Raw genomic sequence first — 9735 nt, 5'->3', positions numbered from 1 at the left:
AACCTCACTCACCTTCCCCGAGGGAAACAGCGCCGCCTGCGCGGCCATGCGCGTCAGTCGCCGGGTCCGGCGCTTGTCTCCAAGGTCCGCATGCCCGAACTCCTCCTCCGCCCACGCTTCCGCCGACGAGGCCGCCCCTGCATCCAACATCTCACTCGGTAAATGTCGTCAGAGGGGGGGAATGTACCGATCGGAGATGGGACCAATGCTCAGGCCCTGGTTCGGGTCGAGGGGCGAACAGCCCCCGCGGGGCCCGGGGCAGCGCCCCGGCGCAGCGGCTCGCGATGAGACCAATGCTCAGCGTGGTCCGCACGGGGGGCTGGCCACGGGACGTCGACAGCTACGGCAATCCGATCGTGCAATCGACGTTCGAATTCTGAGGCGCCTCCCCTCACCGCTTCGCCTTGCGCCGCGCCTCCCCCGCGCCTCGCCGGAGCACGACGATCCGCCCCGTCGGCGTCGCGACCGTCTTCTCGTGGGTCGTCCCTTGCTCCGCGAGCACGCGCTTGGCCTCCGCGAGCTCCTCCTCGGCGCGCTGACCCTTCACCAAAAGCACGAGCCCGCCCGGCTTCGCGAGCGGCGCGGTGAGCGGCACGAGCAGGTTCAATCGCGCCACCGCGCGCGCGGTCACGACGTCGAACACGCCACGAAGCTCCCCGGCCCCGAGCTGCTCGGCCCGCTCGGCGCGCACCGTCACGTTCGCGAGGCCCAGCGCGTCGACGACGGCCGAGAGAAACGCCGCTTTTTTCTGCGTCGCCTCGACCAGCGTGACCCCGAGATCGGGCCGCGCGATCGCGATCGGAATGCCGGGCAAACCGCCGCCCGAGCCGACGTCGACGAGCCGCGATCCTGCGGAGACGTCCCCGAGCAAGGGCACGAGCGTGAGCGCGTCGAGCGCGTGTTTTTCCCACGCGTCGCTCGGATCTTTGATGGCGGTGAGGTTCATCTGCTCGTTCATCGCGAGCAGCCGCGCGAGGTAGTCGCCGAGCGTTGCGAGCACGGGCGCGTCGAGGCGAACGCCGATCTCCGCGAGGCGCGTATCGAAGCCGTCGGGAGGCGCGAGAGGCGTGGTGCTCGGCAGCGGGAGGGGAGGACGGGCGGCCTTGGTCACGGAGGCGGGGTAGCACAGCGCGGAGGCATCCGTCGACCCGAGCGGAATCACCGGACGTCGCTCATCCCCGCCGCGAAGGATTTCCTCGCGCTCGCGCAGGTGGACGGGGCGGAGTCGACACGAGCACGCTCGGCACAACCCGGCACAACCCCGGGACCACGTCCCCGCGAGAAACACGGGCGCGGCCCTCGGCACGCGAATTGCCAAATGGCGCCGCATGCGCGAATACCTGCATCGCCTTCTCGTCGCTTCTCAATGGGGCGCAAGCCTCCTCCTGGCCTCGGGGTGCGGGGCCGACGTCGAGAGCGCTCCCGGCGCCCCCGGCCCGGCCACTTCTGTCGAGATCCTCGAGTCCTCCCCGGCGCCCGCCTGCTACGGGCCCGTGTACAACGACAGTTTCGGATATCACGGCCAGTGCTGCGACATCACGCTTTGCACCACGCCCGTGAACGGCGTGTGTCCCGGCGCGAACGAGGTCGTCCTCAATGGTCGGCCGCCGGGCTCCGGCGAATGCGAATGCGAGCCGCTCCGCGGGCCGTATGCCAATGAAAACGAAGGCAGCGCCGAGAGCTGCTGTTATCTCGTCGGCTCGATCGGCTGCGATGGCCGGCCCCTCCTCGTGCAAGGAAAACCCCGGCTCGCCGACGTGCGCGAAGGGCCGAGCGCATGGTCGAGCCCGCCGGATGTGCCCGCGGATCGCGCGCAGGCGCTCCGCGATTTCAATGCCGCGCTCCGCGATCTCGATACGGCTGCTCTCCCGACCGAGGTACGCGCAATCCTCGCGCGGCGCTGGGCCGAGCGAGGTCGCAACGAGCACGCATCCGTGGCCTCGTTTGCCCGGTTCTCGATGGCGCTCATGGCGCTCGGCGCGCCGCCGGCGCTCGTCGAGGCGGCCCATCAAGCGGCGCTCGACGAGGTGCGGCACGCGCGCCTCGCCATGTCGCTCGCATCCGCATATGGAGGCGAGCCGCTCGGCTTCGGGCCGCTCGCGGTGGACGGCGCGTTCGAGGATCTCGGCTCGCTCACGGCGGCCACGCTCGCCACGGTGGTCGAGGGCTGCGTGGGCGAGACGCTCGCGGCCCTCGAGGCGGCCGCGGCGGCAAAGGAGGCGGGCCCGCGCGCGGTGCGCCTTGCATTGCTGGAGATCGCCGAGGACGAGATGCGCCACGCCGAGCTCGGATGGGCCTTCGTGCGCTGGGCGATCGGCACGGGCGGCGCGGCGCTCGCGGCCGAGGTCGCGACGACCCTGGAGAAGGCGCTCCGAATGGCCTGCAAGGAAGCGACGGTCCCGGGCGACGAGCCGCCCCGCGAACACGGCTTCTTGCCCGCCGAGGAGGTCTCCGCGCTGCGGCGGCAAGCGGCGGCGCAGGTCCTCCGCCCGGCCGGCGAGGCGCTCGTCGAGCAGGGGCGTGGCCAGGCGGTGCGGTCGCCTCGCCTTTCGACCCAGCCCGCCGCATCGTGAAAACGAACGCGCTCGCTCCGCCAAACCTCCGCGCGTGCCGCTGAAACGCGGGCCACTGTCATATCACTGACACAGCGGCCAATTCCAACAATCACGTAACCAAGCGTACTCCCAGCGGATAAGGGTGCTTTCCGTGCGGCGGCACTTTTGCTACACGGAGTTGGATGGTTATTCACGAACGTACTGCGTCAGCTTATTTCGAGGATCCGAAGCTGCTGCGCGCGCTCGCGCACGAGGCGCCGATCGGCATCGTGGGCCTCGACGCGAGCGGCGCCATCGTCGCGTGGAACCCGGGCGCCGAGCGTGTGTTCGGCTACGGCGCGACCGAGGTCATCGGAAAAACGATACGTGACCTCCTCGGCCCCGACGCGGAGGTCGATCCGGGCGTGCTGCTCGCCGATCTCGACTCGCAAAACCCGCCATCCTTTTCGGCCCCGTGCGCCCGGAAGGACGGGGCGCGATTCCATTGCGAATGGCAACTGCGCGCCCTGCGCGACGAAAACGGAGATCTCCTCGGCCGCGCCGCTTTCGTTCGTGACACGACCGAGGCGACCGAGGCGCGCGAAACGCTGGCCGCCGAGCGCAAATTCATCCGGCGCATGCTCGACAATACCCCGCTCGTGCTCTGGTCCACCGACGAGAAGGGCGTCTTCACGCTGTCCGACGGCGCCGGGCTGCGCGCGCTCGGCTTTGCGCCCGGCGAAGTGGTCGGCATGAGCGCTTTTGATCTCTACCGCGACGTCCCCGAAATCCTCAGCGCGATCCGCGCCGCCCTCGGCGGCACCCACCAGGTCACCCTCGCCAACGCAGGCGGCGCCTCCTGGGAATGCCGGTACATTCCCATCACGCGCGAGGAAGGCGGCCCCGTCGAGGGCGTGCTCGGCGTCGCGATGGACGTCACCGAGCGCATCGAAGCGGAACGCACGCTCCGCCAGCAGATCGACCTCATCGCGCAGCAAGAGGGCGCAATTCGCACGCTCTCCACGCCGATCGTGCGGGTATGGGACGGCGTGCTCGCGCTGCCGCTCGTCGGGACGATCGACGCGGCGCGCGCCGAGCGCATCCTCGCCACCTTGCTCGACGCGGTCGTGAGCGAGCAAGCGCATTACGTGATCCTCGACATGACGGGTATCGACGAGGTCGATGCGACGACGGCCGATTACCTCTTCAAGGTACTGCGCGCGCTCGGGCTGCTCGGCACGACGGCGCTCGTGACGGGCGTCAATCCCGGCGTGGCCACTGCGCTGGTGGGCCTCGGCGTCGATCTCGGGAGCGTCATGACGCTCGGCAACCTGGAGGAGGCGCTCCGGTTCGTCATGAAGCGCCGCGCCGTGAAGCCGCGCCGCGCCCCTGCCCCATCCACATGAACGGTTTGACGCCCGTCCTGGTCGTTTTCCATACCAGGCGCCGGTTGTCGTCCTCTACACTCGACGGGGTAACAAGGAGCTTCCCCATGTCGATGAAGATGGCCTATCGGGTTTTTCTGGGTCTTTTAGCGCTCGGCGCCGCCGCGTGTTCGGACGCGGGGTCGCAAGGGAGCGGCGGTGATGGCGGAGCGGGCGGCGACGGGAGCGGCGGCGCGGCCGGGCAAGGAGGGACGCCGAGCAGCAGCGCATCGAGCGGCAGCGGCGGCAGCGGCCAGGGCGGCGCCGGCGGCGGCACGACGAGCAGCAGCAGCGGCGGGTCCGATCCGTACGAGGCGGCCCGGCAAGCGTGCGTCGACACGATCAACGCGCACCGCGCCACGATGGGGCTCCCGCCCTACGCGCGCTGGAAGGAAGCGGAGCCCTGCGTGGATCAGCAGGCAACGTGGGATCAGCAGAACGATAAGCCGCACGGTTCGTGGGGCATGGGCCTCTATCCGACCTGCAATGGCAGCGGCCAGAACGAGTGCCTGGGCCACGGGGCCGAGAACGTCTCGGGCTGCCTCGATGGCATGTGGGCCGAGCGGGATCAGACCGGCTGCTCCGGCTGTGATGCTTGCAATGAAGGGTACAACCCGAACTGCCCGAATTGCGATTTCTACGGGCAATCCACGGGCGACGTCTGCGGGCATTACGTGAACATGAGCGCGAAGTACTTCTCGAAGGTCGCTTGCGGATTCAGCGCCGCCGGCGGCTGGATCGCGGTAAACTTCCAGTAGCGCTCATTTCGGCGGCTCGACCGGCGCGCAGGTGGAGACGCCCGCGCCGACGATGTTCGTGCCGAGCCCCGTCTTCACCACGGTCGTCGTCCCGGTCGAGGGTCGATACTGCTGGATCTGCGAGTCGCCCGTGGGGCTCGTGAACAGCCAGAAATCGCCGCCCCAGAACGCGAACGCCCAGCCGCTCCCGATCGACACCGAGGGCTGCGGAGCCTGGCTCAGGATCTTGCCCGAGGTTTTGTCGATCTCGGCGATGATGATCGGGCTGTAATTGAAGAAGCCGAAGAGCCGCGCATCGCCCGTGCCCGTGAGCTCGGCCGCGCCGGAGAGTTGGTCCCAGGGGCCGACGAAGGAGAGCGTGAGCGATTGGGTGTCGATCCGCGCGAGGCCCTTGCCGTTGTAGTCGGCGACGTAGAGCGTCTCCTCCGCGCTGCCCGGCGTATTGGAGACGAAGCCCATTCCGAACGTGGAAAAACCCTGCTGTCCCGACGTGTAGCTCGTCGCCGTGCAGGCCGCGGTCTTCACGTCGACGTGGTAGATGCGGCCGTCGCTGAAGAGGATCCACGCCGTCCCTTTGCGGTCGACGGCCATCGAAAACGGCGTGCCGAGGCCGCCGGTGGGGCAGTCGATCACGCCGATGAGCTTCACGTCGAGCGTGGGCGGGTTGAAGCTGTAGAGCTCGTTGTCCTGGCCGATGATGTAGACGAGCTTCGCCTCGTCCGCGCAGCCGTCGTCGCCGGATCCGCCGCCCGCGCCCATGAGTCCGCCGTCGCCGAAAAGATCTCCGCCCTCGCCGCCCGAGCCGGCGTTCCCGCTGCCCATCCCGCCGGTCCCGGCGCTTCCACCTTGCTCGCCGCTCGATTCGCTCCCGTCGCCGCCATTTCCGGAAGAACGTCCGCCGCTGGGCGTGACGGCGCAGGCGGAAAGGACGAGCACCGTGGGGACTACGAATTGCAAGGAACGGTGAAGAAAATGCATGGCAAACCTCCGGCCCCGAGGATAGGAGGGAACCCGAGCCACGTCACGCCTGCCGTGAGACGAGGCTCACCGAAGGTCGATGATGAAGTCGACGACGAGTCCGGCGACGAACGAGCGCGTGTCCAGGGCGCCGGTCGCGGTCGAATAGAAGCGCGTCCAGGTCACGTACGGGGTGAGCGCCAGGAAGTCGAGCTCGGGGCCCGCGCTGTAGCCGCCGGTGAAACCGAACGGAACGGACGTGGTCCCATGGGGATCGCGGAGGTCCGAGACGACGAGGGCGCTCGCCCCGCCGACATGGAAGCGGTCCACGATCTGGACGTACACGTTCAGCGGGACACGAAGGCCGAGATGGGAATCCGTGGTGGGATACCAGGGCACAAAAACGCCTGAATCGATACGGAGGCGCTTGTTCGGACGGATGAGGGCAGGCAGACCCGGCTGGACGTAGCTGACGAACGGGTGCCTGGGGTTCGGATCGAATACCGCCATAAACGAGGCGCCGAGGTCGAGCGGCCGGGTTTTGAGGTAACGGCCCGTGAAGGTGATGCGGTTCGTGCCCGGAGGCGGCTCCTGACCGATGTAATAGGGGCCGATCTGGATATCGACGTGCATCTCGGGGACGATGCCCCACAGGGTGCCGAAGCTCGTCCCCATGCGGTAATAGTCTTTCCCGATGGGGTGCTCGACGAGGGGGCTCACGTAGGGATCGAGCAGCCCCGTGGGCAAAATGAGCCCGCGCTGCACCATGGGCGTGGGTCCGCTCGGTTTGCTGCGATCGACCCGGGCCGTGCCCGCCCGCGCCGAGACGGGCGGCGGCGTGATGGCCGAGGCCCGAGCGCCGGAGGAGAGGACGAGCACGAGTGCGGCAAATGCCGGCAAGGGTCGGTAGGAGCTCACGGAATCTGGGATCGTCATGGAGCCCCGACCCCATGGACGTCATCCCCGGCGAGCGGTGGTTCAGGCTTCGAGGCTCGAGAGCACGCTGAGGCCCTCGGGTCCGCCGAAGACCGTGGCAGGGACGCCGAGGATTCCCATTTCGAGCAGCGCGTCGAACGACCTCGACGAGATGGCGAAGTAGCCGATGCACGAGGAAGCGAGAAGCTCGGGTCTCGCGCTCGTCAGCTCGTCCAGCTTGCGCGCGCGCTCACGCAACGCGGCCGAGACCTCCCGGGGACGCGCGGCATGCTCGGTGAGCGCCGCGTATCCGATGCGGAGCCGCTGCTCGTCCTTCGGCAGCTCGGCGAACGCGTCCCGCGTCTCCTTTCGAAAACGCTCGGGCACGATGCAGATCCCCGCGTGATCCGGGACGAGCCAGCCCTTCGACAGCGACGTGAGGAGAAGGGCGCTCTCGTCTTCGAGCAATGCCCGTGAGGCCCCCGTCGGCGGCGTCGCATAGACCGAATCGAGGATCAGCATGCGCCGCTCGTCCGCGCGTGCCCAGCGCCGGAGCTCTTCCACTTCGAGCGGCGTCAGCGACGAACCCCAGGGTTTCAGCGGCTCGCAGACGAGGAGCGCGTCGAGCGCATAGAGATCGGGAAGCCCGACACGCGCCTCCCACGGGACGACCGTCGCTCCGGCCTCCGCCGCAAGCTGCAGATAGACGGGGTACACGTCGGCAGGCACGCCGACGCGCGCATTCTGCTTCGCGAGGAGCCCCAAAAGCGCGCGGAGCGAACGACGAACACCGTGGCTGACCTGCGTGCGCGGCTTCAACGTCTGCGGGAGATCGAGGTGCGCGAGGAATCGCTCCGCGAGGTGACAACGATAAGGCGCTTCCGGGTGCGTCGAGGGCAAAATGATGGGAAAGGCGCGCCCGAGGCTCCGGTAGACGTTGAGCTCCGCGAGATCGACGAGCGCGGGGTGCGTGGCCCGAAGCTCCGCGCGGCGCGCGAGAAACGTTTCGTGGTTCATAACGTCGAGCTCGGATCTTCCAGCGAGGCGAGGCAGGTTCCATCGGCCATCACGTTCCACGAGCGCACGATGCCATGCGTCCGCTCCCAGCCGACCGAGGGCTCCGTGTACGCGGCCACGCGGAGCACGCGGCCGCCGATTTCACCTTCGAACACCGGGCTCCCCCAGGGCAACGCCGCGCGCTTCTCGAAGCCGAGCTCGGCGAGCGTTCGGAGCACGAGCGCGAGAGGCACCTGGTTTGTCTCACAGAACTGGTTCGCGGCGCTCGGCGCCCACGGATTCTCCGAGAGGCTCGATACGTAGAGTTCTTTGAAACAAACCTCCTGAAACCCCTCGGCGGCGCTCCGTTCGAGGTACGCGTGCACCTTCGCCGCGTCGTCGACCCCGCCCCGCTGGAGCACACAAATGGCCCGCGTGCGCAGGCCCGGCGCGCGCCCGAACGCCCCGGAGTCGACCGCGATCCCCATGATCCGCGCATCGGCCTCGCGCGTCACGCCGTGCCGACTCACCGCGACCGTGGTGAGCCCTGCGTCCCGAAGGCATTCGAGCGCGGTGAGGTCGAGGCGCGCGCCGTTCGTGATGAGCAGGGTTTTTGGGAACAACCCCGCGAGGCCATGCACGAGCGCGCGGAGCTTTCCGGGTTCGAGCAGCGTCGGCTCGCCGCCGCCGGTGATGACGGCGCGCTCGGCGCCGCGCTCCTTCGCGAGCTTCGCCCAGGCGAGGTATTGGTCGAGCGTGCCGCTCCGTTGGCGCGCGAGATCGGAGACGCTCGCCTTCGAGAAGCAGAATGCACAACGCGCCTGACAAGCCTTCGCGACCGGCAGGACCGACACGCTGCGCGGCCGGCATCTCGCCCATTCGACGAGCCCGTCGTCGCCCAGGCGAAAAGCCTCCGCGGTGATTTCCTCGTGCCTCGTGGGGACGAGCGTGTCCTTTTCGTCGACCCACGCCACGCCGGTCAAGGGGATCTCGCTCGCGGGCCAGCGCCAGCCGATGCCCGTGCCGGTCACGTCGTTCGGGCGCATGCCTTCGGGCCCGACCGGGAGCCGCGCGCGCAGCGCCACCACGCGATCCTTCGGCCGCCCGAGCTTCGCCACGAGCCGCCGCGCCTTCTCGAGCCCCGGCGCCCAGCGCTCGCCTTCCTTGAGCATGTAGAACGCGTCGGAAAACCTCGATTCACCGATCAACGCCTTCGAATACCGCATCCCGTAGCGATCGAAGCCGCGCAGCCAGTTCGAGAGCGGGATGAAGGCGATGAAGGATTCCATACGGTACATGATTCTCGAAGCACAGGTTCAAGTCAACCGGACTTCTTTGGCTTTCGCCGCGGATCCACCCGCTGGAGGAGCGCCGCGACCTCCGCCGGGAAGGCGGAAGCGTGGCCTTCGAGGCTCCTCTCGATCTCGGCCGCAAAGTCGATGTTCTTCGCCTTCTCGGCCTTCTTGCCGGCGAAGGCGAGGTACCAGCGCGCCGCCCCGAACCGACGAAAGTACGCGACGAAGTCCGAGAACGAGAGGTCGAGGGGGAAGAAATCACAACCATCCTCGGCGATACCGATCCGATAGGGGGCGCCCTTCGGATCGAAGTAGTCGACCGTGAGTGATACGGATTCGCCGGGGACGGAGATGAGGAGCTTCGACCGCTTGAGCGTGTTCAGGCGATCGAGGTCGCGCTTCGACTCCACCTCGAATCCGTCGCTCCAGAGCTCCTCGCGGAACGGCTGGGCGTAAAGGTCACCCGTCTCCACGTCGTTCTCGTAGTCCCGCAGGCTTCGATATTGCCGGTGCGGACGAAACCCCGCGAACGACGCTTCGAGCCCGCAGATCATGGCTTCCTCGCCGAGGGGCACGCCGCCGCGGGAGGCGCGGACCGCGAGGCCGTCGCTCCTTTCATAAAATGCTGCGACGTCGTCGGGGAGATCTTTCCCGAGCACCTCGCGAACCCGGCCCGCGAGCTCCGCGAGCCTGCTTTTGGGTCGCCGGAGGGTGATCGTGACATCCCCCATGGTTTCGATCTCGGTCGTCTCGTCCATCGGCCCAGCAAATCGTACGCTCGCGCTCGTGTCAACGATCCGACACGTCGTTTCTTCCCGGAACGATCACCTGGTCCGCCCGCGATCCAACTGGATCC

Annotated in this window: 10 protein-coding genes; 3 read left to right on the top strand and 7 right to left on the bottom strand. The window is 68.3% G+C overall.

What is annotated here, in order from left to right:
- Both KEG38_RS56305 and rsmG read right to left on the bottom strand, forming a co-directional pair.
- The coding region (locus KEG38_RS56305) for an IS4/Tn5 family transposase DNA-binding protein (protein WP_372518248.1) at positions 1-150 on the bottom strand (150 nt) is incomplete at its 3' end.
- A 241-nt stretch (positions 151-391) separates the two neighbouring features.
- Entirely contained in the window at positions 392-1111 is a 720-nt protein-coding gene (gene rsmG / locus KEG38_RS51960; protein WP_272428384.1) for a 16S rRNA (guanine(527)-N(7))-methyltransferase RsmG, read from the bottom strand.
- A 382-nt stretch (positions 1112-1493) separates the two neighbouring features.
- On the opposite strand from rsmG, the gene KEG38_RS51955 reads away from it, so the two are divergent.
- The 3 genes from KEG38_RS51955 (at position 1494) to KEG38_RS51945 (ending at position 4716) form a co-directional block, all read left to right on the top strand.
- On the top strand, positions 1494-2573 hold the full coding sequence (locus KEG38_RS51955) for a serine/threonine-protein kinase (RefSeq protein ID WP_272428383.1): 1080 nt from the start codon (positions 1494-1496) through the stop codon (positions 2571-2573).
- Positions 2574-2737: 164 nt separating this feature from the next.
- Complete coding sequence (locus KEG38_RS51950; protein WP_272428382.1) at positions 2738-3940, top strand: PAS domain S-box protein; 1203 nt, start codon at positions 2738-2740, stop codon at positions 3938-3940.
- 86 nt (positions 3941-4026) lie between these two features.
- Entirely contained in the window at positions 4027-4716 is a 690-nt protein-coding gene (locus KEG38_RS51945) for a hypothetical protein (protein WP_272428381.1), read from the top strand.
- Positions 4717-4719: 3 nt separating this feature from the next.
- On the opposite strand, the gene KEG38_RS51940 is transcribed toward KEG38_RS51945, so the two are convergent.
- The 5 genes from KEG38_RS51940 to KEG38_RS51920 form a co-directional block, all read right to left on the bottom strand.
- Positions 4720-5694 carry an NHL repeat-containing protein gene (locus tag KEG38_RS51940; RefSeq protein ID WP_272428380.1) on the bottom strand — a complete coding sequence of 325 codons (975 nt, stop codon included), beginning with the start codon at positions 5692-5694 and terminating at the stop codon, positions 4720-4722.
- A 66-nt stretch (positions 5695-5760) separates the two neighbouring features.
- On the bottom strand, positions 5761-6591 hold the full coding sequence (locus tag KEG38_RS51935; RefSeq protein WP_272428379.1) for a hypothetical protein: 831 nt from the start codon (positions 6589-6591) through the stop codon (positions 5761-5763).
- A gap of 60 nt (positions 6592-6651) precedes the next feature.
- Complete coding sequence (locus KEG38_RS51930; RefSeq protein WP_272428378.1) at positions 6652-7605, bottom strand: PLP-dependent aminotransferase family protein; 954 nt, start codon at positions 7603-7605, stop codon at positions 6652-6654.
- Entirely contained in the window at positions 7602-8873 is a 1272-nt protein-coding gene (locus tag KEG38_RS51925) for a radical SAM protein (protein ID WP_272428377.1), read from the bottom strand. Before KEG38_RS51925 ends, KEG38_RS51930 begins: the two co-directional genes overlap by 4 nt.
- A gap of 32 nt (positions 8874-8905) precedes the next feature.
- Complete coding sequence (locus KEG38_RS51920) at positions 8906-9637, bottom strand: hypothetical protein (RefSeq protein ID WP_272428376.1); 732 nt, start codon at positions 9635-9637, stop codon at positions 8906-8908.
- Between the last annotated feature and the right edge of the window lie 98 nt (positions 9638-9735).

Source organism: Polyangium jinanense (genome assembly GCF_028435265.1).
Classification (GTDB): Bacteria; Myxococcota_A; Polyangia; order Polyangiales; family Polyangiaceae; genus Polyangium; species Polyangium jinanense.
This window is presented reverse-complemented; position numbering and strand designations above follow the sequence as displayed.

Coding starts and splice junctions, on each gene's coding strand:
- KEG38_RS51920 (WP_272428376.1), bottom strand. CDS start 9,637: ATGGACGAGACGACCGAGATCGAAACCATGGGGGATGTCACGATCACC.
- KEG38_RS51925 (WP_272428377.1), bottom strand. CDS start 8,873: ATGGAATCCTTCATCGCCTTCATCCCGCTCTCGAACTGGCTGCGCGGC.
- KEG38_RS51930 (WP_272428378.1), bottom strand. CDS start 7,605: ATGAACCACGAAACGTTTCTCGCGCGCCGCGCGGAGCTTCGGGCCACG.
- KEG38_RS51940 (WP_272428380.1), bottom strand. CDS start 5,694: ATGCATTTTCTTCACCGTTCCTTGCAATTCGTAGTCCCCACGGTGCTC.
- KEG38_RS51945 (WP_272428381.1), top strand. CDS start 4,027: ATGTCGATGAAGATGGCCTATCGGGTTTTTCTGGGTCTTTTAGCGCTC.
- KEG38_RS51950 (WP_272428382.1), top strand. CDS start 2,738: ATGGTTATTCACGAACGTACTGCGTCAGCTTATTTCGAGGATCCGAAG.